The organism is Novosphingobium chloroacetimidivorans, assembly GCF_014204535.1.
In the GTDB taxonomy this organism is placed as follows: Bacteria; Pseudomonadota; Alphaproteobacteria; order Sphingomonadales; family Sphingomonadaceae; genus Novosphingobium; species Novosphingobium chloroacetimidivorans.
Genome location: NZ_JACHLR010000010.1, coordinates 49,169 through 71,502, shown reverse-complemented (window position 1 = coordinate 71,502; position 22,334 = coordinate 49,169). Strand labels below are relative to the sequence as shown.

The window sequence follows — 22,334 nt, the reverse complement described above, 5'->3', positions numbered from 1 at the left end:
AGCAATTACCAACATCGCAGAGCCGCTACCCCCATAGCATCCATGGAACTCAGGATGTCCCTCTTTTGCCTAAGAAGCAGTTACCTTGCGCTGGGGGAAGCTTTTTTGTGGCTGCTTCCAATGTTCGACGTGCGGAAAGCCGCCACATTGCGCGACAGCGCATGGGAGAGCTGAAGAGCAAACTTTCCTTCGACGCGAATGACCCCTAGGACCAGATCTATGAAGGTCCGATCGATCCATCCGTTTCCGGCACGAATGGCGCCAGATCTCGCGCTCGTGCCGCTGGAAAACCTGCCGGTAGGCAGCACCGTACTTGATCCTATGATGGGGTCCGGCACGGTCGTCCGGCACGCGTTGGACGCGGGGCACGATGCGGTTGGATGCGACCTCGACCCACTGGCTGTCCTGATGAGCAGAGCTTGGACGACCGCGGTCAGCGACGACGACATCGGCTCGGTCCTCGCCCAGGTTCTCGCGCTGGTCGCGCGCGATGATGAGCCGGTGCTGGAATGGCAGAGCGATGCCGAAACAGCCTGTTTCGTCGACTTCTGGTTTTACAAAGCGCAACGCGCCGATCTGGCGCGGATCGCGCACGCGCTTGATACGCTCGGCCGGATCGCTCAGCCCGATGGCCATGCCGCCGCGCTCGACGTTCTGCGCGTCGCGTTCAGCCGCATTATCATCACCAAGGAACAAGGCGCGTCGCTCGCCCGTGATACGTCGCACAGCCGACCACATCGCGTCGCTACCGTGTCGGAATACAAGGTAATCCCCAACTTCGAACGGTCGGTCGCGCAGCTCCGCAAGCGCCTTCTCGCCGCACCGCCCACTGGACGCGCGCGCGTCGGTCAGGGCGATGCCCGCGCACTCTCTATACCTGATGCCAGCGTAGATGCCGTCATCACTTCGCCCCCCTATCTGAATGCTATCGACTATATGCGCGGACATCGCATGTCGCTGGTCTGGCTAGGTCACTCGGTGCCTGCGCTGCGGAGCATCCGGTCCAGCTCGATCGGGGCCGAACGCTCCGCCGACGCACACGATCACGCTGTGGACGTCGCGCGCGTGGCATGCGCGATGAGGGGTGACGAACCGCTCGCGAGGAGGTTGGAGGGTGTGATCGAGCGATATGCGCTCGATCTGATCGGGATGACCTCCGAAGTTCATCGCGTTCTGAGGCCCGGGTGCAAGGCGACGTTCGTTGTCGGGAATAGCTGCATAAAGGGCGCGTTCATCAACAACGCCACCGGCGTGGCCACGGCCGCGGAGCGCGCCGGCATGGCAGTGGTCGAGCGACGTGAGCGCAGCCTTCCCGAGGCCAGCCGTTATCTACCGATCGCAGGCGAGAGCCTGTCTAAGCGGATGCGAACTGAAACTGTTTTGGTGTGCCACAAGCCTGAGTAGACCCAAGGCCCCCCGGGCACATGAACGAACGAGCACAAGACTCTTCGGCTTCTCCTAAGCGCACAGACCTTTAACCACCACCGGCAGGAGTTGAGGCGCCCGGCCCGTCGCGTGAACAAACGGACGTTTACTGAACGTCCCGCTCCAAACCGGCCATTCCGCTATCCACCATCGGCAGGCGCTGGAGTGCCCTGCCCGTCGCCTGAACGAACGGACGTTTACCGCTACTGGCTGTCCTTGGCGGACGCTTACCGGCATGGCGAGGTGACATCATATCGGGTTCAGACCACATCGTGCATAACGGGCAGTGACTAGCGAGCAACCGTAAGCGTCCGGGAGCACGTGTCGCTGGGTTGCCCGTACTGCCGAAAATGAGCGTTGTTGAAGCGGACCTGTACTCAACCAGGCTCGCGCGATTGCTGCCTGCTGTCATTTGAGCGCCTGCGTATCCATTTCCCGACGGCAGTGCTGGCGCGCTGTTCCTTTCTTTCGAAGATCTAGGTCACGGCCAGCGTTCGCAAGCAAGATCAGCCACAATCAAGTTTCAAAGCCGGCTTAGACACGGGACAAGCCGTGTAAGTGTAATCGCTTTATCAAGCGATCAGTTCAGTGATCGTGCGGTTGGTCTCCATAGACAACTGACCCCACTTCTCCACTTGCACGCCCATAGCCTGCTGCACGGTAAGGCCAAGGCGCGCGATGGAGTCGCCCTTACCGTCAAGGTGGTATCCGGTGCGCACGCCTCCGCCGGAGTTGCCCGCAATCATGGTAGGGATGCCTTCGACCGCGTGGGCCTTGGCGATCGAGCAATCCGAGTGCGCCATTACCAGACAGTTGTCGAGCAAGGTGCCGTCGCCCTCGGGAATGCTCGCCAGGGAGTCGAGGAACTCCTTCCACGCGACCATGCTCTGGGTCGCGAAGTAAGAGTGCTCCTTTTGGTAGCCGAGCACCGCGTCAGCCGGCTCCTCGTGCGTCAGGGTATGGTGAGTAGTGGTCTCGCCCTCGCGCCGCAGGTTGGAGGCCGTGTCGGAGAACAGGACGTTGAATACCCGCGTCTGATTCACCTGCAGCGCCTTGGCGAGCAGGTCGGCCATAATGCGGTGCGTCTCCATCACCTGGCCCATCTCGGAACCCTGCCCTTCCTCGTCGGGAGCGGCGGGGCGGGTGAAGTCCTTCACCGGCGCAGGCGGTTGCAGCTGCAGGTCTAGCTGCTGCTCGATCTGGCGGATCGAGGTGAAGTATTCGTCCAGCCGGGCGCGATCGCTGGCGCTGACGGTGCGCATCAGGCGCTGGCGGTCGTCGGTGACCGCGGAGAGGACGCTGCGCCGCGCCATGATCCGCGTGTCGGGCTCGAACGCCAAAGCGCTGGGGTCCTGAAATCCGGCGCCAAAGATACGGCGATACAGCGCGCTTGGCGAGGTCTCGCTGGGGTTGGGCGAGCCGGCCGCGTGGTACGAGTACGACTTCTTGAGCCCGCAGGTGGAGACGTCGAGCGAGCGGAAGCGCGTCTCGCCGCCGATCTTCTGCGCGATCAGCACGTCGAGCGTCGGGGCTTTCACGTCCTCGTTGGGGACGGGGATGCCGGTGCGCAGGCCCAGGCACCCGGTGATGTGCGGTTTGTTGGCGACGCCGTCGAGCTTGACGTCAAAGCCGCTGAACAGCGCCAGCTTGTCGCGGTAGGGCTCCAGCGGGGCGAGGTCCGCGGGCAGGGCGTAGCCGTGGCCCACCGTGGTCGGGATCCACTTCTCCGGTATGAACCCGCAGCCCCATACCCAGGTTCCGAAGCGGACCGGGATGCGCTGTCCGGTTGCGGCCAGCGCCACGCCGTTGGTGTCGAGGAAGCAGTCGAGCAGCGGCAGCGCCACGCCTACGGCGGCGGAGCCGATAGCGCCGCGCAGCATCGTGCGGCGGGAAAGAGAGGTCACAGCCTGTCTCCAGCGATGGTGCGGGCGTCTGCGCGCACGAGGGTGCCGGGCATGACCGGCCGGGTGGTGGCGAAGAATTCGGCGCTGGTGACGATCCGCCGCATCAGGTCGGGGATGCGATAGTCGTCCGCCGCGAACCGGCCGATCAGCCAGTCGAGATAGTAGCGCTCGTTCCAGGTGATGTCGCGGCCGACCGCCGCCTTGTACATCCGTTCGGCCACGCAGCGCGGCGTCTCCGGGTGATCGTGCAGCGCATTGGCGAGGCCATCGGTTGTGTCGAAGTCCGTGCCGTCGAGAGAGCCGCTGGTGTCGATCAGCGCGCCGTTCTCGCGCTGGCGGAAGGTGCCTAGCCCGTCGTAGTTCTCCAGCGTCAGGCCGAGCGGGTCCATGACCTTGTGGCAGCCCGCGCACGAGGCGTCGGTGGCGTGCTGAAAAATTCGGTCGCGCGCGGTGACGTTTGGCCTGTGGGCGCTGGCCTCGATCGCGGTGAAGTTCACCGTGGCGGGCGGGTCGGGCACGTCCTGGCACAGGAAGATCTGCCGCACCGCATAGCCGCGCAGCGTCGGAGAAGTGCGTCCCGGGTGCGAGTGGAGCGAGAGGAACGCCACTTGCGACTGGATGCCGGCGCGATGCGCGCTGGGCGCGAAGGTCGCGGGCACCCACTCGCCCCGCTGCGGCACCGGCGTGCGATAGACCACGCCCAGGCTGCGGGTGAGGAAGGTGTCGCGGGTGGTGAAAAGGTCGCGATAGTCGCCGCGCTTGGTGACGAGGTGCTCCACCACGGTGCGCAGCGTCTGCTCCTGCGCGTCCTCGGCCAGGTCGGAGTTGAACGCGGGGTAGATCGCCGGGTCCTTTGACAAGTCGCCGAAACGGTCGAACTGCATCATGTCGGCGAAGAAGCTGCGCACCGCCTGCTCGTAGCGGGGCGTGGCCATCAGCCGCTCGGCCTGGCGCTCCACGCCGCCGGGCCGGTCCAGTTCGCCCTGCTCGGCGGCGCGCAGCAGCGCGTCGTCGGGCGTGGAACCGGTGAGGAAGAAGGCAATCCGCGAGGCGCGCGAATAGGCGTCGAGCTCGCCCGGGCGGCCATCGAGGCCCGGCTTCGCGTGCTCGATCCGGAACAGGAAGTCGGGCGCGATGAGCATGGTGTAGAGGCTGAGCTCCAGCCCGCGGTGGAAGTTGCCCAGCTGCCCGGTGGCGCGGCGCGCGAGTCCGACGTACTTGTTGGTCTCGGCCGGGGTCAGCGCGCGGCGGAACAGGAGCCGGCCGTTCTGGTTCAGGAACTGCGTCGCGCAAGGCTGGTCGAATCGGCGCACATCGCTGGGGCCACAAGTCAGGTAGCGGTTGCGGCGCGACGGGCTCATCACCGCGGCGGCGATCCCCTGGGCGGAGGCGTCGTACTGCTCGATCGCGAAGGGCGATATGCCGGCGCTGCCGGTGCCGATCGCGATCATCCCACCGACGCGGACCGCCTTTTCGAAGCGGCCGGTGACCGGGACCTGCGGGCCGAAGATGTCGGCGATGATGGCGCGGTACTGGGCCTCGGTCAGGCGACGCATCATCGGCGGGCCGCCGACCGGCTCCGGCTCGCTCGGCTCCATGAACTGCGCGCCGGCGAGCGCCAGCAGCAGCACGAGCGCGCCGCCAGCCAGCACCGGGAAGCGGGCGCGGCGCAACCGGCTCCAGCGGCGCAGGGCGGCGGGCAAAGTGGGGTCAGGGCTAGTCATTGCGCACCAGTTTGTCGTTCTTACTGTGGGTCAGCACGTCGACCACGAAGGCCGGCCTCGCCTCGATGCGGTATTGCGTGGAGATCGAGGTGAACGCGCCCGACTTCGCGTCGCGGTGCCCGTCGGCCATGCGGTGCAGCGATTGCCACATGCCGGGGCAGGTGTGGCCCAGCACCCGCGCGGCGCCGTTGGCCGAGGCGACGGCGCGCTGCAGCGTCGGCTTGCCGGCAGCATCCTTTGCGTCGCGGAAGCCGAACTGATAGTTGTAGATCGCCTCGACCGGGGAGTAGCCGGCGAGAAAGCCCTTGAGCACGCCGTGCGGCGAAAGCGTCGCCTGCATGCGCGCATCGCGCAGCGGCCGCTCCAGGTACATGCCGTTGACGACGTGGTGGAAGCGCACGTCGACCGGGTCAGTGGTCAGAAGCCCGTCGCGGATACGCCCGGTGGTCTCGGCCCGGAAGCGCTTATCGGCATCCATTGCGTAGGTCGCGTATTCGAGCGCGTTGCGCGTCGGGCTGACCTGGAGCGGGTCAGCGTTGGCGTAGAGCCCGACTTTGATTGAATCGTCGTTCCGGAGGTCGTCGACGCCATCGAGCTTGATTAGGATGCCCCACGAGCCGGAGTACATTTCGATCTTGAAACCGTTCGACTGGCCGCGGCTCTGGTACGAGCGATTGCAGCCCACCGCGCGCCAGAACTGGTTGTCGACGCCCTTGGTCCCATCGATCCCGACGAAGTCCAGTTTCCCGCTGCGAGCGTCGGCGGGCGAGCGCGAGATCTTGCCGTCGAGGTCGATGCCCTCGGCCCGGGCGCGCGGGTCAAGCAGCAGGCGGGCATGCGTATCCACCGGCGCGAGGGCCGGGTTGGTGCAGTAGTCGCGCCCATCCGCCGTTGCCGAGAGGGCCTTGCCCCCGGCTTCCTTGCGCTTGGTATAGGCCTCGTCGTCCTCGCCAGGGCGCTGCTGCCCGTCTGGGCTGGCGGCGAAGATCTGCGAGACGTCCAGCGACATGCCTTGCGGGCAGGCCGGGGTGTCCTGCGTGTCGGGCCCCAGGGCGTAGGCAATGTCGGTGACGACGAAGCCGGCGGTACCGTCACGCAGGAACGAGCCGCCACCCGCCTGCAGGCGCGCGGGGGCCCGGTAGGAGTAAGTGACGAGGCTGCCGACCGCGAGAACCACGCCCGCGGCCAGCAATACTCCCTTGCGTCCGATGCGGTGGCGCAACGCCATCCAATGCCTCTTCCAATTGTCCTGCGAGACTTCGCTCGAGTTCCTTACGGGACTGTAAGTAACAGACTTGTAAGAAACAGCAAGCGTTGATATGGGCGGGAAATATTCGCGTCTCCCGCATCACCAAGGAAGCAGTTGCCTGCATGGCCCGTCCCCTCTCGGTCACCGATGCCCAGGTCTTGGACGCGACCGCGGCCGTGCTGGCGGAGTTGGGCCCGCACGAACTCAGCATCTCGGAGATCGCGCGCAGGGTCGGCCTGTCGCGCGCGGCGATCACGCAGCGGTTCGGCAACCTCGACGATCTCAAGCGCCGGCTGATGGACCGGATGGTGGTGGAGTTCGAGACGCGGATGCAGGCGATCGTGGTGGAGCCAGGCGCGGCGGGGTTGATCCGCGTCGCCGAGTTGCTGGGCACGATGATCGGCAAGCGCGAGCGCTTTACCAACTTCATGTATCGCTATCATACCAGCATTCAGGACCCGATCTTGATGGTGCTGGAAGAGCGGCGCGGCGAGGCGCTGCGCGCGCTGATCGCCCGGGCCATGCCGCCCATCGCGATCGAGAAAGCGGCGGCGGTCGACGCGTTTATGGCGCACATGACCGGGTCGATGATGAACTGGCACACCAGTCAGCATCCTGATGCCGCCGAATTCCTGCGGGAGCGGGCGATCGTCTGGGTGCGCCTGGCCCGCATCCCGCTCGACGAGGCCGGCCTGTGAGCGCCGCCGCGCCTGACATGCCCGCCGAAGTGCCGCCTGCCGGCCGACGTAACTGGGCCGCGAAGCGCTGGTCCTGGCGCGGGTGCTTCTGGCTCGGCCTGGTCGTACTGCTGCTGGCGGGAGCGGTCGCCGCCTACGTGTTCCGGCCGATCGCGATCGCCGCGCCCGCGCCACTGGACACCCATGGCGGCAGCGTGGCGGAGGGCCGCTACCTCGCGCAAGTCGGCAATTGCGCCGCCTGCCACACCGCGCCCGGCGGAGCCGCCAACGCCGGCGGCGTCAAGTTCGCGACGCCGTTCGGCACGCTCTACTCCACCAACATCACGCCGGACCGGACCGTCGGCATCGGCGCCTGGACCTACGCGCAGTTTCATGCCGCGATGAAGCGTGGGCTGCGGCCCGATGGCTCGCACCTTTATCCCGCCTTTCCCTACACCTCGTTCGCAAAGATGAGCGATCGCGACCTCGCCTCGCTCTACCTCTACTTGCGCTCGATCCCGCCGGTGGCGCAGGCGAATCGCGGCAACGTGATGGACTTCCCCTTCGGCAACCGCGCGCTGCTGCACTTTTGGAAGCGGCTGTTCCACGACGATGCCGCGTTCCAGCCCGAGACAGGGCGCTCGCCCGCTTGGAACCGCGGGGCCTACCTGGTCGAGGCGGTCGCCCACTGCGGCGCTTGCCACACCCCGCGCAACATGCTGGGAGCGCCCGATGAGGGTCGGGCGTTGCAGGGCGGCACCTACACCGACCTGGTCAAGAGCGGGGCCTACCGCAAGTGGGCCGCGGTCGACCTCACCCCCGGTCCGCACGGTCTGCGCGACTGGAGCGCTGACGACCTGCGGCAGTACCTGCTCACCGGCAAGAACCGCCGCGCGGTGGTGCACGGGCCAATGACCGAGGTGTTCGCCTCCACCGCGCGCCTGGCGCCGGCCGACGCCACCGCCATCGCCACGTACCTGCGCGGGATCGAGCCCGCACCCGGTCGCTGGAACTTCGCGGCGCTGCGTTCGGGCGTGAATCAGGGCGAGGTGGTCTACACCGTCCATTGCGGCACCTGTCACCTGCCCGACGGCAAGGGCGACCGCATCCTGGGCGTGCCGCTGGTGCACAACACGATCGTCCAGGCGCGGGACCCGTCCTCGCTGATTAACGTCATCCTTTACGGCCCAGACCTACCCGACCCGCCATTCTCCGCCAATCGCACGACGATGAAGCCCTTCGGCAAGCGGTTGTCAGATGAGGATGTCGCGGCGCTGGCAACGTACTTGCGCAGCAGCTTTGGCAACAATGCGCCGCAAGTCTCGCGCGAACAGGTACGCAGGCAGCGGTAGAATGCTGCGGCGTGCGTCTCGGCCGCGCTCGACCATGAGCGTCAGTAAAGAGGCTTTTAGCCGCCGCGTTGACCCTTAGCTTTGAAGCTTCTGTGATGATGCGCGGTACTGATCGCGTCGCTGCCGAGCCTCTTCGAGTGCAATGCCTCCCGGACCGGCTGGACCAAGTCCGATGTCGCGTGATTTACCCTGCACCATGAAGCGAAATACCCAAGAACGGGAGCCTGAGCGTCGAACCAGGAGGTGAAGTCCGTCGCCATCTACATAGCGTCCTGGAACTGCATCCTGCACATAGTCTGCAGACAAGGCGTTTCGCAGCTTCCTTGGCATCGCACACCTTAAATGGACATCGCTTAGGCTAGATTGAGCCTCACTTGCCCGCTGCCTCTAAGCCATTGCGTCAGACGATGCCCGCCCCGAGGCCTACCGCCTTCCGCTCCTGCGACTTGCGCGAGCGGTAGCGACTCTCGCGATATGTGCGAAGGACATCGACTGCGCCGCCCGCTTCGAGCCGCGCTTGCGACACGATCGGTGCGACGTCTGTATTGTAGGCACGACGCAGCGCTTGGAACGCCATCATCGTGTCATTGGCCTCCTGTGCGAAGTGAAGCGCCTCACGGTCGACCAGCAGTGCCTTGGCGAAGCATTGGGTAATGGCCTCGGCCGATGACAGCATGGATTCGATCGGGTCGGTCACGTTGTGCGACTGGTCGATCATGTAGCTTGGATTGAAGCCCTCTCGCGGGTTCAACTCGGCTTCGATCAGCTCGTTGAACACCAGGAAGAGCTGGTGCGGGTTGATCGAGCCAGAGTCGAGATCGTCGTCGCCGTACTTGCTGTCGTTGAAGTGAAAACCGCCCAGCTTGCCGAAGCGATGAAGGCGCGCGACGATCTGCTCGATGTTCACGTTGGGCGCGTGATGGCCAAGGTCGACCAGGCACTTGGCCTTGGGCCCCAGCTCCTGCGCCGCGAGGATCGAGGACCCCCAATCGCTGATTACGGTCGAGTAGAACGCCGGCTCGAACATCTTGTGCTCGAGCAGCATGCGCCAGTCTTCAGGGAGCGCCGTGTAGACTTCTGCGGCCGCTTCGAGATAACGGTCGAGGCTGCGCGCAAGGTCCTGCTGGCCGGGAAAGTTGGTACCGTCACCGACCCATACCGTCAGCTCCTTGGAACCGAGCTGCCGGCCGATCTCAATGCACTCGATGTTGTGCTCGATCGCCTGCATCCGCGTTGCCTCGATCGTCGAGGAAAGCGAGCCGGTCGCATAGGAATGCGCCTGATTTGCCTGATCCTGAAACGTGTTGGAGTTCACCGCGTCGAAGCTGAGGCCAAGGCTTGCCGCTTCCTCGCGCAGGCCCCTGTAGTCGGATACCTTGTCCCACGGGAAGTGCGGGCTTACACGAGGTGTAACGCGACTGAGCTGCTGGATGACCGCGCAATCCTCCAGCTTCTCATGGATCGAAGTCGGCTCGCCCGGAATCGGGAACTTGGCGAAACGCGTGCCGCCACGGCCCGCGCCCCAGCTGGGCACTGCGACCGAAAAGCTGGCGATGCGGCTCTTGATCGCTTCGATATCAATGCCGGTACGTTCGAGCTTGCGGCCGAGAGAGGCATAATCGTCCTCCAGCGCGGCGAGTTCGCGCGCATTGCTCTCGGCTATAAGTTCGGCGGAAATCGGAAGGTCGGTCATATCTGGTATCCTCGCCTCAGCGGGTAAAGGCCTGGGCGTTGCCCGCGTCGACGTTGATCATATTGCCTGTCGACTTGGCGGATTGGTCGCTCGCAAGGAAGAAGACGGCTTCCGCGATGTCGGAAGGAAGCACATCGCGCTTCAACATCGAGCGATCACGGTAGTGCGCCTCGAGTTCGGCTCCTGAGTCGATGCCATAGGCGCCCGCACGCTCTTTGCGCCAGTCGCCGTCCCAGATGCGGCTGCCCTTGATCACCGCGTCGGGATTGACCGTGTTAACGCGGATGCCATGCGGCGCGCCTTCCAGGGCTAGGCAGCGGGCCAGGTGGTTGGCCGCAGCCTTGGCCGAAGCATAGGCGCTGGCATTGGTAGCGGCAGCGACCGCGTTCTTCGAGCCGATGAACACGATAGACGTGCCGCCCTGATCCTGCATACCTTTCATCAGCGCCCAGGCGTGCTTGGCGGTGAGAAAATAACCTTGCGCCAGAACGTCATAGTTGCGGTTCCACAGCTCGATCGTGGTTTCCTCGATCGGAGCGGACGAGGCGATGCCGGCATTGGCGACCAGCACGTCCAAGCCACCGAACTCACGGGCGCAGGCGTCGAACGCGGCGCGGACTTGCGCCTCGTCGGTGACGTCGCACACGGCCGAGCGGACCACGTCCTTGCCGAACTGCTTGGCAAAGCCGGTGCGCACCTCGTCGAGTGCATTTCCGTCGCGATCCGCCAGCATCACGCATGCCCCGTCTTCCAGCAGCCTTGCCGCCGTCGCCGCGCCGATGCCGCCGGCACCCCCGGTGACAAGAGCGATGCGCCCGACCATGGGCTTGGGTGCAGGCATGCGCTGCAGCTTCGCCTCCTCGAGCAGCCAGTACTCAATGTCGAAGGCTTCCTGCTCATCGAGCGCGATGTAGTCGCCGATCGCCTCGGCGCCGCGCATGACATTGATAGCATTGCCATAGAACTCACCGGCGAGGCGGGCAGTGGTCTTGTCGCTTGCGAACGTCATTCGCCCGACGCCTGGCACCAAGACTACCACGGGATTAGCGTCGCGGATTGCGGGCGAGTTGGGGCGGCGGCACCGCTCGTAGTAAGCCGCGTACATAGCGCGATAGCCCGCGATCTTCTCGGCCAAGTAGGTATTGTCCTGCAGCCGTGCCGGATCTAGCGTCAACGGTGCGATCTTGGTCCGCAGGAAGTGGTCTGGGCATGAGGTGCCCAGGTTTGCTAGCCTTTCGAAATCGACGGAGTTGACGAATTCCAGCGCCTCCGCATCATCCGAAAAGTGGCCGACCTTACGCCTCGCTCCGTTCATCAGGGAACGCAGGCGTGGCATAAGGTCGGCACAGGTTGCGGCGCGTTCCTCCAGGGAGAGAGGTTCGGAGGACGCACCGTTGAAAGCCGGTTTCTCGGAAAGTCTGGAGTTTAGGAATCGTGCGGCGTCCGCGATCAGTTCGATCGTGTGTTCGTAGCAGGCCTTCGCACTGTCGGCCCAGCAGATGATGCCGTGCCCAGCGAGCATGACGCCCTCGACTTGCGGATTGGCCCTTACAAAATCGCGCAACTGGACGCCCAGGGTGTAACCAGGGCGCTTCCACGGTAGCCAGCCAATGCGCCCCCCCCAGATCTCCTTTGTCGCCGCTTCACCACCGGACGAAGCGGCAAGAGCGATGATCGAGTCAGGATGAACGTGATCGACGTGCGCGAACGGCAACAGCGAGTGCAGCGGCGTATCGATGCTGGCGGCGCGGCCATTGAGGTTGAAGGTGCAGTGCGGCAGGTAGCCAACCATCTTATCGTCGTCTTCGAGGCCGGCGTAGTGTGCCTCAAGCCCGAGCAGCTTGTCCTGGTAGAGCGTGGCGAACCCGTCGAGCTTCATCGACCCGATATCGCCACCCGAACCTTTGACCCAAAGCACTTCCACGGACTCGCCGGTAAGCGGATCGACTTCAGTGAGCTTGGCCGAAGTGTTTCCGCCGCCAAAGTTGGTGACGGTGAGGTCCGACCCTAGAAGATTCGAACGGTACAGCAGCAGCTCGGCTGGAGAGAGCGTTGCGGCTGCTGCGTCATCCCAGCGACTGCTGGGGACGGCGAAGGGAGTCGCGGGCGAAGCAAGGAGCGTGTCAACGATCATGGCGATGCATCTATCATTGGCCCTTCCCAATATCAATCTACTTCAATACAAAGCGATCATAAGCGATCATAGATGAGGATTGAGCGGGCGAGCATGACAGAGCGAGGCGCCACCATTGTCGTCGATATCGGCAAGACGCTGAGCAAGGTCACATTGTGGACTCGCGACGGGCGCATGATCGATCGCCAAGCGCGACCAAATGTCGTTCTGAAGCAGGACGGTATTCGTCGCCTCGACCACGATGGCATTGCCGCATGGCTTCGCGTGACGCTGGCGCGCTACGCGGATCAGCCAATTGAGGTGATCGTCCCGGTCGGACACGGCGCGGGGTTCGTGGCTTTGGGGCCAGATGGCCCGGCCTTCGCGCCGTTCGATTACGAGCAGGTCGTGCCTGAGGACGTAGCCGCCAGCTACCGCCAGGAGCGCGACCCGTTCGGACAGACCGGCTCGCCCTTGCTGCCGGCTGGGCTTAACCTTGGAGCACAAGTGTATTGGGCCGAACGGCTCTATCCCAAGGCCATGACCACGGCCACGCTGCTGCCCTGGGCGCAATATTGGGCCTGGTGGCTGAGTGGGGAAGCTGTCAGCGAAGTTACCAGCCTTGGGTGCCATAGCGACTTGTGGTCGCCTGGAACCGGGCGCTTTTCCGATATGGCGCAACGCCTTGGATGGGCGGAACGCTTCGCGCCTATCGCACGTGCGCAGGACACTGTTGGCAAGATCCGTCCAACGCTGGCGGAAGCCACCGGCTTGCCAGGGTCGGTAGCGGTGCTGGCAGGCATCCACGACTCCAACGCGGCGCTGCTCGCAGCGCGCGGCTTCCTCGACATCGCCAGAGCGGAGGCGACCGTTCTCTCGACCGGAACGTGGTTCGTGGCCATGCGCCGGCCTGCATCCGTGATGACGGACAGTTGCTTGCCGGAAGGCCGGGACACGTTGATCAACGTCGATGCCTACGGCTGGCCGGTTCCTTCTGGGCGCTTCATGGGCGGGCGCGAGATCGAGCAGGTGATCGAGATCGATACACGGCGCGTCGACATTACGCCGGATCAACCACGTCTGCTGGGCGCCGTGCCTGAAGTGCTAACCAACGGCGCGATGCTGCTCCCAACTCTTGCGCCGGGCTGCGGCCCCTTTCCCGATGGGTCCTCGTCATGGATTGCCTACCCCAAAGATTGGTACGCGCGCCGCGCCGCCGCGTGCCTCTACGCCGCGCTGGTCGCCGACACCACGCTCGACCTCATCGGATCGCGTGACCGACTGCTCGTAGAGGGGCGCTTTGCCGAGGCCGAAGTGTTCGTCCGCGCGCTGGCCTCGCTACGCCCCGATACGCAGGTCTTTGTAGCCAATGCCCATAACGACGTGTCGTTCGGCGCGCTGCGACTGATCAATCCGATGCTCGCCGCTCCAGGTGGGCTGCGCCGGGTCGAACCGCTTGCGGGCGATCTCACCGGCTATCGCCAGCGCTGGCGCGAAGCGGTGGGAGCTTTCGCATGATCCTCGCCTCCATCCCCGACTTTCGCGAAGCGGCCCGCCGCCGGCTGCCGCGCTTCCTGTTCGAATACATCGACGGAGGATCGTATGCCGAGGCGACGCTACGACGCAACGTCGACGACCTCTCTGACATCGCCTTGCGCCAGCGCGTACTGCGGGACGTGTCGCAGCTCGATCTCTCAGCCGAGCTGTTCGGCCAGCCGCTTGCCCTGCCCGTCGTCCTGGCGCCGATAGGCCTGGCCGGCCTGAACGCACGGCGCGGCGAGCGCCAGGCGGTCCGTGCGGCAGAGAAGGCCGGCATTCCGTTCACGCTCTCCACCGTGGGAGCGTGCGACATTGCCGAGGTGGCGCAAGCCGCATCCAAGCCGTTCTGGTTCCAGCTCTACATGATCCGTGACCGAGCCTTCATGCGCGACCTGCTGGCCAAGGCTGTAGCCGCCGAGTGCTCGACGTTGGTCTTCACCGTCGACATGCCGGTACCGGGCAGCCGTTATCGCGATTATCGGACCGGGCTCGCCGGAACGGCCGGGCTCAAGGGTGCGGCATGGCGCATGTGGCAGGCGGTGCAACGGCCGGCCTGGGCATGGGACGTCGGGCTGCACGGCCGCCCGCACACGCTCGGCAACGTGGCTCCGGTGCTACAAGGCAAAACCGGCATCGAGGATTTCTTCGCCTGGATGCGCAACAACTTCGACCCGTCGATCAACTGGCGCGATCTCGACTTCATCCGTTCGGAATGGAACGGGCCGCTGGTGATCAAAGGCATCCTCGATCCCGAAGACGCACGCGAAGCGGCTGAAGTGGGTGCTGACGGGATCGTCGTCTCCAACCATGGCGGTCGCCAACTGGACGGCGTACTGTCGAGCGCGCGCGCGCTGCCTCCGATTGCGGACGCCGTGGGTGACAGGCTGACCGTGCTGGCCGATGGTGGCATTCGCTCCGGCCTGGACGTGGTGCGTATGCTGGCGCTTGGCGCCAAGGGCGTGCTGCTCGGCCGCGCCTGGGCCTGGGCGCTGGCTGCGGGCGGGGAAGCGGCTATCATCAAAATGTTAGGCATCATCGAAGCGGAGATCCGCATCGCCATGGCCCTGACCGGCACAACCCGGTTGAGCGAAATAGACAGAACAGTGCTGATCGGGAGCGAAGGATGAGCGAGCAGGCGGTTGAACGGGATAACTGGAGCGAAACGATCCTTGCCGGCCTGGCGAACTATATCGATGCCGGCTCGATCGTTGCCGGTGCCGCCGCTCTCGCGCTGTGGCAGGAAAGCTATAATCTATCCAACGACTTCGTTGGCCTGATCGCCGCCTTTGGACCCAATGCGATTGGCGCGGGCGTCGGCGCGCTGATCGGCGGGAGGCTATGCGATAAGCTGGGCCGCAAGAAGATCTACCAGTGGGACATGCTCATCTACGCGGCCGGCATGTTGCTGCTCGTCTTCGCCGTCGCACCGTGGATGATCGTGACGGGCTTCCTGATCGTCGGGCTCGCAGTCGGGGCGGACATTCCCGCGAGTTGGTCCCTCATTGCGGAGCAGGCCCCGGACAAGTCGCGAGGCAAGCACTCGGGCGTGGCACAAGTGCTATGGTACCTTGGTCCTGTGGTGGTTCTGCTGATGAGCCTGGCGCTGACCTCGCTGGGTGAACTGGGCGCGCGCATCGTCTTTGCGCACCTCGTCGTGATCGCCCTTGGCCTGACGCTGTTGCGCAGCCGGATGGACGAATCCCGCCGCTGGGTCGAGGCGCAACAGTCCGAGCACCCGCGGCCCAAAGTCAGCACCTTGTTCAAGGGCAAGCACCTGGCCTCGATCCTGGGCCTCGTGGGCATGTACGGCTTCTGGAACTTGTGGGCAGGCACCAACGGGTTCTTCTTCCCCTACATACTGCGCACGGTGGGCGCGGCGACGCAGGCGCAGTCAGTCGCGATCCAGGCCTTGTCATTCTTTGTCGGCATGGTCTCGATCTATCTTGTTTTCATGAAGCTGGCCGACAAGGTAAACCAGCGTTGGCTGTTCATCGTTTCGGCCGTCATCCAGGTGATAGGAATGGCCCTGCTCGCCTTATTTCCTCTGACCATCCCGATCGCCCTGCTCTACGTCGTGCTGCTCCAGTTCGGCGGCGGCTTTGGCGCGCAGAGCTTCTTCCAGCTCTGGAGTGCCGAGCAGTTCCCCACAGCCCTGCGGGCCACGGCGCAGGGCGTCTGCTTCGCGGTGGTGCGGATCGCGCTTGGTGTATTCAGCTTCTTCGTGCCCATGCTCAATGCCACAGGCTTTACGAACCTTGCCTGGATACTTACCGGCTTCCTGATCATGAGCGGCCTTATCGGAGCGCTCTGGGCACCGCGCAACGAGGGTAAGTCCCTCGACCAACTCGAGGCGGAACGGCGCACCGCCTGAAGGGAGTACGTGGGGCGACATGCATGCCGAGGAACGCGAAAAGCTGATCTTGGAAGCGATGCAGCCCACCGGCTTCGTTTCCTATCGCGACTTGGAGGCGAGCCTGGCCGCCTCTCCCGCCACCATTCGCCGCGATCTCACCCGCCTGGAAGAGCGCGGCGATATCTTGAGGGTTCGTGGCGGAGCCAAGCTCGCCGAGGCCGCCAGCACGGAAAAGGGCCCGCCATCACGCCTAGCAGGCACGCCGTTCGCGCAGTCCCTGTCGCAGAACCTGGCGCAGAAGCAGGCGATCGGCCGCATGGCCGCATCACTCTGCCAGCCAGGTGAAGGAATCATGGTCGACGGTGGCACGACCACGCTTCAGATGTGCCCGCACTTAGCCGGCATGAACCTGCAGGTGCTGACGAATTCGCTCCACCTTGTGGATGCATTGCTGCCTCAGGAAGGCACGCGGATCCTGCTGCCCTCCGGTACGGTATTCCGCGAGCAGAACATAATTCTGGCGCCGGCGGGCGAGGACTCGATGCCACAGTTCCATGCCCCCAAGCTGTTCATGGGAGCGGCGTCAGTAGGTCCGCCCGGGGTCATGCAGCAGGACGTCATCCTGGTCGCCGCCGAGCGCCGTCTGATCGATCGCGCGGAAGAGGTCATTCTGCTGATCGACAGCAGCAAGTTTCGTCAGAGCTCCGGAGCGATTGTCTGCGCGCTAGACGAGATCGACGTCCTGATCACCGACCATGGGATCGACGATGCCAGTCGCAAAATGGTGGGCTTAGCCGGCATCAGGCTTCTGATCGCCGAGTAGCGACACATGCTCGAAACTATCGCGTTCAACCCACCTCGATTGGAGCGCTCACCCTTTTGGCGCTGGCGGCGCGCTCCTTGACCTTGTCGAAGTCTGCTTCAAACTTGGTGCGCATGGTCCCGCATAGCCGATCCCAGAACGTGGTGTAGCCGCCGAAGTTGCCGGTGAAGTAGCGGTGATGCTGGTCGTGGAACGTGGCGGTGATGAACCACTTGGTCAGCCAGCTGCGGTTCCACCAGCGAGGCATGAACTCGTAACCCGAATGGACGTAGAGGCCCATGATCACGTTGGTCGGCGCGATCAGCGCCATGGTCGCGTCGTGAACCGTGAACAATGCCAGGAACAATGGCACGAAGCCACCATTGATCACCGACTCGAGCGGGCTGACCGAGAGCGTGGTCAGCAGGTTGGGCGAGGTCGACTTGTGATGGATCTTGTGGACCCAGCCATAGAACGGCTCCTTGTGCATCCAGCGGTGGAGCCAGTAGAAGTAGGTGTCGAATGCGAAGAAATAGAGCACGTACTCCAGCGCGATCACCCACCAAGCAGCGGGTTCGCTGCGGAAGCTGATCCAGCCACGAGCCGTCAGCCACTCCGTCGTGGTGCCCAGGATGAAGGCGGTGATTACTAGATTGACGGCCGCGAACAGCGCTTCGTTGCGCAGGATCTTCCATTTGAACCCGCGCGGTTGAATTTTTCGTGCTTTGAAGAAACCCGTCCAGATCCCGGCGACCAGACCGGCTGCCAGGAAGAGGTAGAGCCACACCTGCAGCATCTGCTCCCCGCTGATCAAACCCTGCAACATCCCTGCGCGACTCCGCACCATCAAATAAGCTACTGATCGTATCTTTGCAGGAGCAAGTAATTTTGTCAAGGTAAGCGGCGTTGCCATCGGGCTTGAAGCCGCTACCTGCGCAAGCGAGCACGCGATCGAGAGGAAGGCGGCAGTGAAGGAAACGCTTAAACAGCCCGTTCGCCGAAGAGGGCGGCCGAGCGCTAAACTGTCAGCGCAAATCACGGATGAGATCCTTGAACATGCCACCGAAATGTTCTTGAAGCATGGCTACGAGGCCTTCTCAATCGAGGCGCTCTCGGCAGCGCTGCGTATCCCCAAGACAACGATCTACAAGCGTTATTCCGACAAAGCAGACTTGCTGCGCGCCGCCATCGACAGCCGAATGAACCGGTGGTCGGTCCTCCGCTCGGAGGAGGCGGGTATGCCTGAAGGCGAGGATCTCGAGTGCAGGCTGGCGTCCTACACAGCCATTCTGCTGCGGTGGGCCACCAAGCCGGAGGTTCGCGCCGTCAACCGTCTCATGGCGAGCTTGCCGCAGGCCGACAGGCAAGCGCTGTCCGTGAGCACCTCGTGGGGTTATCGCAACATGATAGCCCTGATGGTCGCCACCATCGAGGAGCTTGGTCCCGCCGCTGGGATCGAAGCCGCGAATCCTGCAGGGGCAGCGGAGCTGATCATGGCCGCGGTTGCTGGCAGTGTGGCGATGCGCGACGAGGCGTCAGTGATCGAGGCAGAGGAAGCGGAGGGACTCGCTCTCGGTCTCGTTGGCAAGCTGCTGCGGGGAGCTTCGGCGTGGTGAGCCGAAGCGCCCCGAATTTCTAAGCTACGCCAAGTAGCTATATTGACCTTCATGGCTCGCAAATGATATGAAAACTCTCCCGCATCCGGCATCGGCTCCCGCGGAATGAGTGCCCTTGCGCCTTGATGCAGCGGCCACTTGGTAAAGGAAATCCCCATGATGCGTACCCTGATCTCAACCTTGCTCGTGGCCTCGTCTGCAGTCCTGCCCATTGCCGCCAAAGCGGCGCCTGCGCCGGTCTCGACTGCCGCCGCGAAGACCGCGGCTGCCTACAAGGTGGACGAAACCGACCTCGGCACGCTCATGGACGATGCGGCTTCCAAAGCGATCCTGCTCAAGTACATCCCCGAGATCGTCAACAACCCGCAAATCGCGATGGGTCGCGGCATGACCCTGTCACAGCTTCAGCAGTTCGCGGGCGAGCAGCTCACCGATGAAACGCTGGCCAAGATCCAGGCTGATCTCACGGCCGCAAAGCCGAGCTGAACGGTAAGCGGGCGATCGATAAACGGCCGCCCGCTTCCATGCACAGGCGACTGGCGTGCCTCGATCTTCCGTCAGCGTCCCTGCCCAAGCAACTGCACCGGTCCTAGCAGTCCCGAAGGGCGTAGCTTGGAGGTCTTGCTGTAGGTCTTGATCGCGGTCCAGGTGATCTTCTTAGCATCGGGCTGCTGATCCCCGATCAATCGATTTACCCACAAGTTGGCGACTTTCACCTCCACCTTGTTGACGCCGGGACGTAGCAGGCCGGTCACTTCGACGCGGTAGGGCGCGTGCCATACGCCGCCCGCCAGCTTGCCGTTGATCCGCACTTCGGCGACATCGCGGGCATCGCCCAAGTCAAGCCACAGGCGCTCGCCGCTCGCTGCGGCAGGGCGACGCAGCGATTGCGTATAGGTCGCGATGCCTGAAAAGTAGCGAATGCCCGGAATATTGCTCTCACTCAGCGACGAGAGTAACTGCAGCGTCGTGGACGCAGGCGCGCCCCGACCAGGCTCGAAGCTCACCTGCCACGGCCCGTCCAAGGTCGCCACCGTAACCGGTTTTGCCTTGGCGAGAGTAGCGGAGGCAACGTTGGCGGGCTTGCGGAAGACGACGAACACCGCCTCTTCCTCATCAAGAGCCAGCGGCACTGTCGTGCGGCCGTTCTCGATGCGGTAGGATACTGCCTCCGCCTTGCCCGTGGTCGCGCGCCAGATCTCCGGAGCTTTGCCGGTGACGCGGAAGTGCGCGTCAAAGGCTTCCTTCCGATTCTGGCGATTATTGACGAAGTAAATTTCGGCATTGTCGAGATGGCGATGCACGAAGCGCAGGTCCGCGCCTTCCGCAACGCCGGCAGCTTCGAAGTCCGGTGCGACTTGCGCTAAGGCCAGCGCTGCGCCGACATCGCGACCGGCGATGACGCGGCCTTTGCCGACCGTGCTAGTGGTTTGGCCAGACCACAGCTTGCGTTTAAGCGCCTCGTACTCCGGACCGTTCTCACCCAAGCCGGGCGAGCCTTGCGGCGCCTCACCGACTACGGTTGCGCCTGCCTCTACCAGAGCCGCGACTTGGCGCAAGGCGCTCAGGGTCATCCACCGACTAGATCCACCCAGGTAGAGCACACGATAGCGCGCTCCGCCCTTGGCCACGATTTCGGGACCCTCTACCTTCAGCGCATCACGCAGCGCGTCGGGGTCGACGAAGTCGTAGGCGAACGGGGCCGGCACCTCGGTCGGCAGGCCGGTGGCATACAAGCTGGTGAGCGGAGCCTCTTCGCCATAAAAGAATGCCACATCGGCGACGTTGCGGCCCTGCTGCAGCATGTATGCAGAACGCGCGATGTAATCGACCCAAGGCCGCGCCATCTCGGCCCAGGTCTCGTGTCGGGTGAAGTACTGGCCGAACACGCCCAGCGATAGGCCAGGCACTTTATCATCTACCGGCTGATGTACCGAAGTATGAATGACGGGTCGATTGACTCCAAGCGCGAACTCCAAATCGATGATCTGCTTGAGTTCATTTGGCCCTGTGTTCCATGGGTTCATGATCGAGGTCAGCGACTCTGCCGCCGCTATGTTCTGCCCATACACGTGCGCGACCGATGCCGCGCCCCGTATATCAGCCATGAAGGCGGCGGGCATTGATGCGCCTCGTGGAACGTACCACATTGCCGCCATCGGGTAATCGGCAAACCTTCGCATCGCCATATCGTCGCCCAGTGTGCTGCGCGCGTTCTCGACCGCCTCACCATAGACCTTCAGCCCGTTCTCGTGCGCCACCTGAGCTATCGTGCCATAGTGTGCGGAGACGTGAAGTTCGCCAATGGTGCGGCGATAGTCGTAGAGGAACGCGTCGCTCTGCTCGCGCGAACCCACGACTGCGCCAGTAAGTACGGGCAACCAAGGAGCCAGGTCATAGCCCCGCAGGCGTCTGAATTGCGCGGCCATGTCGCCGGTCCAGTTGAACGGTCCCACCTCGGTTGAATCATTGACGATCGCCCGCACGCCCGCCTTGCCGACCAGAGGCTCGCCTGCTGCCGAACGGTACGCTGCGAGATACTTGTCCAGGTAGCGACGCACCGCGGCCGGATCCATCTTGTCGACCTCCAACCCGGTTGCCTCCGGACTGGCGGGATGGTTGGTCTTGCCGATCAGCGACCAGCCGAGCCGGACCACGCGCCAGTTCGAGCCGGCAGGCGGCGACCAGTCGAGCGTGCCGTCAGCACGGACCTTGTCGGTTAGCGTCACCACATCGCGTGGGGCGAGTGCCGACGGGCGGGGATTGGCGCCGGCGTCGAGCGCATAGTAGTCGCGCACCGTCGAGAAGCCGGCCTTGGGTTCGAACAGGTTGACCCGGCTCTCTCCCGAGAAGCGCAGCTCGCGTATCTGGAGCTTGGACGGCAAACCTCCGCCAAACGAACGGTCCGTACCGTCGGGACGGGCGAACACCACGCGGAACTGCGATGCCTTGATTGAGGCGAAGCTGGCGGTGCTGGGTGCATCGCTGACAGGAATGTCGGTTACGTTCGTCCAGGTCTTACCGTCACGGCTCGCTTCCAGACGCGGCAGCAAGCCGGGCCCACGTGGGCTGGGCGCGATGCCCGGCACGGCGAGCGTCAGCGAACGGACCTCCTGCGGCGAGGCAAAAGTCGCGGTAACGGTCGCCGGGCTCTCACGCGTGCCCAGATCGATGATGGCCGAAGTCATCAGCTTGCCGTCGACCAAAGCGCCTGTGTCGAGTTGCTGATCGCCGGCGTTGTAGCGGGGAGCGGGCAGAGTCGCGCCAGGACCGACCGGATAGGCGAACACGGCGAAGTCGCGGTAAACCGACGGCGTCTGCTTGCCCGGCACGCCCTCCTCGGTCGGGAGATCGCCAAAAGGTCCGGTCACATTGGCGGGAGCCGGCAGCACACCGTCGAAGCGCTTGCCCCCTTCGATCAGCCGCTCGCTCCAGGCGAGCTTCTTCATGCCATCTTCAGGCGCGACCCATGGTGCTCCGGTCTCCGACCAGCCCGGCGAGGAGGCGATTGCCAGTTCCAGGCCCAGCCGCTGCGCTTCCGACGCCGCGACCTGGAAAGCTCGCTTCCACTCAGGCGTCATGTACGTCAGCCGCTTGGGGACGATTTGCGGCGTCTCCTGATTGGCGTCGAAGTTCTGCACGCCCCCCAGCCCTGCCCGCTTCATCCAGGCGAGATCCTTGCGGATGCCGTCGTCGGAGATGTTGCCGTTCATCCAGTGCCACCACACTCGCGGACGAGCGGTGGCGGGCGGATCGCGGAAATCGGTCTCGAGGCGAGCGCCGTCACCTGTCGCCTCCCGATCCTTCGCGTGACCGGTTCCGGCAGCCAGGCCGGCAATGGCCGTGGTTACGACAAGAGCGGTGCGCCAATCAGCCCTGCGCTTCAT

17 protein-coding genes are annotated in these 22,334 nt (G+C 64.2%); 9 read left to right on the top strand and 8 right to left on the bottom strand.

What is annotated here, in order from left to right; translation table 11 throughout:
• The first annotated feature begins 219 nt into the window (after window positions 1-219).
• Window positions 220-1,404, top strand: a complete 1,185-nt coding sequence (locus tag HNO88_RS12520; protein WP_184245684.1) for a class I SAM-dependent methyltransferase — start codon at window positions 220-222, stop codon at window positions 1,402-1,404.
• Window positions 1,405-1,997: 593 nt separating this feature from the next.
• Here HNO88_RS12520 and HNO88_RS12515 read toward each other — a convergent pair.
• From HNO88_RS12515 to HNO88_RS12505, 3 genes are read right to left on the bottom strand one after another with little or no spacing between them, the layout of a single operon-like run.
• Window positions 1,998-3,329 (bottom strand): DUF1552 domain-containing protein, encoded by a 1,332-nt coding sequence (locus HNO88_RS12515; protein ID WP_312857070.1) that lies wholly within the window; start codon window positions 3,327-3,329, stop codon window positions 1,998-2,000.
• Window positions 3,326-5,053, bottom strand: a complete 1,728-nt coding sequence (locus tag HNO88_RS12510; RefSeq protein WP_184245681.1) for a DUF1592 domain-containing protein — start codon at window positions 5,051-5,053, stop codon at window positions 3,326-3,328. Before HNO88_RS12510 ends, HNO88_RS12515 begins: the two co-directional genes overlap by 4 nt.
• A complete protein-coding gene (locus tag HNO88_RS12505; protein ID WP_184245678.1) occupies window positions 5,046-6,281 on the bottom strand; it encodes a hypothetical protein in 1,236 nt (411 codons plus the stop codon). The genes HNO88_RS12510 and HNO88_RS12505 overlap by 8 nt, the downstream gene beginning before the upstream one ends.
• 143 nt (window positions 6,282-6,424) lie before the next feature.
• Between HNO88_RS12505 and HNO88_RS12500 the strand changes: the two genes are divergently transcribed.
• Window positions 6,425-7,000, top strand: a complete 576-nt coding sequence (locus tag HNO88_RS12500) for a TetR/AcrR family transcriptional regulator (protein ID WP_184245675.1) — start codon at window positions 6,425-6,427, stop codon at window positions 6,998-7,000.
• Window positions 6,997-8,331 (top strand): c-type cytochrome, encoded by a 1,335-nt coding sequence (locus HNO88_RS12495; protein ID WP_184245672.1) that lies wholly within the window; start codon window positions 6,997-6,999, stop codon window positions 8,329-8,331. Before HNO88_RS12500 ends, HNO88_RS12495 begins: the two co-directional genes overlap by 4 nt.
• Before the next feature lie 75 nt (window positions 8,332-8,406).
• Here HNO88_RS12495 and HNO88_RS12490 read toward each other — a convergent pair whose 3' ends face one another.
• The 3 genes from HNO88_RS12490 to HNO88_RS12480 form a co-directional block, all read right to left on the bottom strand.
• Complete coding sequence (locus HNO88_RS12490; protein ID WP_184245669.1) at window positions 8,407-8,661, bottom strand: Arm DNA-binding domain-containing protein; 255 nt, start codon at window positions 8,659-8,661, stop codon at window positions 8,407-8,409.
• Window positions 8,662-8,731: 70 nt separating this feature from the next.
• Window positions 8,732-10,024: an L-rhamnose catabolism isomerase gene (gene rhaI / locus HNO88_RS12485; protein ID WP_184245666.1), complete on the bottom strand. Its 1,293-nt coding sequence runs from the start codon at window positions 10,022-10,024 to the stop codon at window positions 8,732-8,734.
• A 16-nt stretch (window positions 10,025-10,040) separates the two neighbouring features.
• Window positions 10,041-12,158, bottom strand: a complete 2,118-nt coding sequence (locus HNO88_RS12480; protein ID WP_184245663.1) for a bifunctional rhamnulose-1-phosphate aldolase/short-chain dehydrogenase — start codon at window positions 12,156-12,158, stop codon at window positions 10,041-10,043.
• Window positions 12,159-12,251: 93 nt separating this feature from the next.
• On the opposite strand from HNO88_RS12480, the gene HNO88_RS12475 reads away from it, so the two are divergent.
• Genes HNO88_RS12475 through HNO88_RS12460 form a run of 4 tightly spaced genes read left to right on the top strand, consistent with a single transcriptional unit; the run spans window position 12,252 to window position 16,852 of the window.
• Window positions 12,252-13,655: an FGGY-family carbohydrate kinase gene (locus tag HNO88_RS12475; RefSeq protein ID WP_184245660.1), complete on the top strand. Its 1,404-nt coding sequence runs from the start codon at window positions 12,252-12,254 to the stop codon at window positions 13,653-13,655.
• On the top strand, window positions 13,652-14,803 hold the full coding sequence (lldD, locus tag HNO88_RS12470) for an FMN-dependent L-lactate dehydrogenase LldD (protein WP_184245657.1): 1,152 nt from the start codon (window positions 13,652-13,654) through the stop codon (window positions 14,801-14,803). Before HNO88_RS12475 ends, lldD begins: the two co-directional genes overlap by 4 nt.
• The gene (locus HNO88_RS12465) at window positions 14,800-16,047 is read left to right on the top strand and encodes an MFS transporter (protein WP_184245653.1); all 1,248 of its coding nucleotides are present in this window, start codon (window positions 14,800-14,802) and stop codon (window positions 16,045-16,047) included. Before lldD ends, HNO88_RS12465 begins: the two co-directional genes overlap by 4 nt.
• A 19-nt stretch (window positions 16,048-16,066) precedes the next feature.
• On the top strand, window positions 16,067-16,852 hold the full coding sequence (locus HNO88_RS12460; RefSeq protein ID WP_184245650.1) for a DeoR/GlpR family DNA-binding transcription regulator: 786 nt from the start codon (window positions 16,067-16,069) through the stop codon (window positions 16,850-16,852).
• 25 nt (window positions 16,853-16,877) lie between these two features.
• On the opposite strand, the gene HNO88_RS12455 is transcribed toward HNO88_RS12460, so the two are convergent.
• Window positions 16,878-17,657, bottom strand: a complete 780-nt coding sequence (locus HNO88_RS12455) for a sterol desaturase family protein (RefSeq protein ID WP_184245647.1) — start codon at window positions 17,655-17,657, stop codon at window positions 16,878-16,880.
• A 142-nt stretch (window positions 17,658-17,799) separates the two neighbouring features.
• On the opposite strand from HNO88_RS12455, the gene HNO88_RS12450 reads away from it, so the two are divergent.
• Both HNO88_RS12450 and HNO88_RS12445 read left to right on the top strand, forming a co-directional pair.
• A complete protein-coding gene (locus HNO88_RS12450) occupies window positions 17,800-18,447 on the top strand; it encodes a TetR/AcrR family transcriptional regulator (protein ID WP_184245644.1) in 648 nt (215 codons plus the stop codon).
• Window positions 18,448-18,603: 156 nt separating this feature from the next.
• Window positions 18,604-18,933: a hypothetical protein gene (locus HNO88_RS12445; protein ID WP_184245641.1), complete on the top strand. Its 330-nt coding sequence runs from the start codon at window positions 18,604-18,606 to the stop codon at window positions 18,931-18,933.
• A 71-nt stretch (window positions 18,934-19,004) separates the two neighbouring features.
• Here HNO88_RS12445 and HNO88_RS12440 read toward each other — a convergent pair whose 3' ends face one another.
• Window positions 19,005-22,334 (bottom strand): glycosyl hydrolase, encoded by a 3,330-nt coding sequence (locus HNO88_RS12440; RefSeq protein WP_184245638.1) that lies wholly within the window; start codon window positions 22,332-22,334, stop codon window positions 19,005-19,007.

What these genes read in the sequence shown, in the direction of transcription:
- lldD (WP_184245657.1), top strand. Translation starts at nt 13,652, where the DNA reads ATGATCCTCGCCTCCATCCCCGACTTTCGCGAAGCGGCCCGCCGCCGG.
- HNO88_RS12440 (WP_184245638.1), bottom strand. Translation starts at nt 22,334, where the DNA reads ATGAAGCGCAGGGCTGATTGGCGCACCGCTCTTGTCGTAACCACGGCC.
- HNO88_RS12465 (WP_184245653.1), top strand. Translation starts at nt 14,800, where the DNA reads ATGAGCGAGCAGGCGGTTGAACGGGATAACTGGAGCGAAACGATCCTT.
- HNO88_RS12505 (WP_184245678.1), bottom strand. Translation starts at nt 6,281, where the DNA reads ATGGCGTTGCGCCACCGCATCGGACGCAAGGGAGTATTGCTGGCCGCG.
- HNO88_RS12460 (WP_184245650.1), top strand. Translation starts at nt 16,067, where the DNA reads ATGCATGCCGAGGAACGCGAAAAGCTGATCTTGGAAGCGATGCAGCCC.
- rhaI (WP_184245666.1), bottom strand. Translation starts at nt 10,024, where the DNA reads ATGACCGACCTTCCGATTTCCGCCGAACTTATAGCCGAGAGCAATGCG.
- HNO88_RS12480 (WP_184245663.1), bottom strand. Translation starts at nt 12,158, where the DNA reads ATGATCGTTGACACGCTCCTTGCTTCGCCCGCGACTCCCTTCGCCGTC.
- HNO88_RS12520 (WP_184245684.1), top strand. Translation starts at nt 220, where the DNA reads ATGAAGGTCCGATCGATCCATCCGTTTCCGGCACGAATGGCGCCAGAT.
- HNO88_RS12510 (WP_184245681.1), bottom strand. Translation starts at nt 5,053, where the DNA reads ATGACTAGCCCTGACCCCACTTTGCCCGCCGCCCTGCGCCGCTGGAGC.
- HNO88_RS12475 (WP_184245660.1), top strand. Translation starts at nt 12,252, where the DNA reads ATGACAGAGCGAGGCGCCACCATTGTCGTCGATATCGGCAAGACGCTG.
- HNO88_RS12490 (WP_184245669.1), bottom strand. Translation starts at nt 8,661, where the DNA reads ATGCCAAGGAAGCTGCGAAACGCCTTGTCTGCAGACTATGTGCAGGAT.
- HNO88_RS12445 (WP_184245641.1), top strand. Translation starts at nt 18,604, where the DNA reads ATGATGCGTACCCTGATCTCAACCTTGCTCGTGGCCTCGTCTGCAGTC.
- HNO88_RS12500 (WP_184245675.1), top strand. Translation starts at nt 6,425, where the DNA reads ATGGCCCGTCCCCTCTCGGTCACCGATGCCCAGGTCTTGGACGCGACC.
- HNO88_RS12455 (WP_184245647.1), bottom strand. Translation starts at nt 17,657, where the DNA reads ATGTTGCAGGGTTTGATCAGCGGGGAGCAGATGCTGCAGGTGTGGCTC.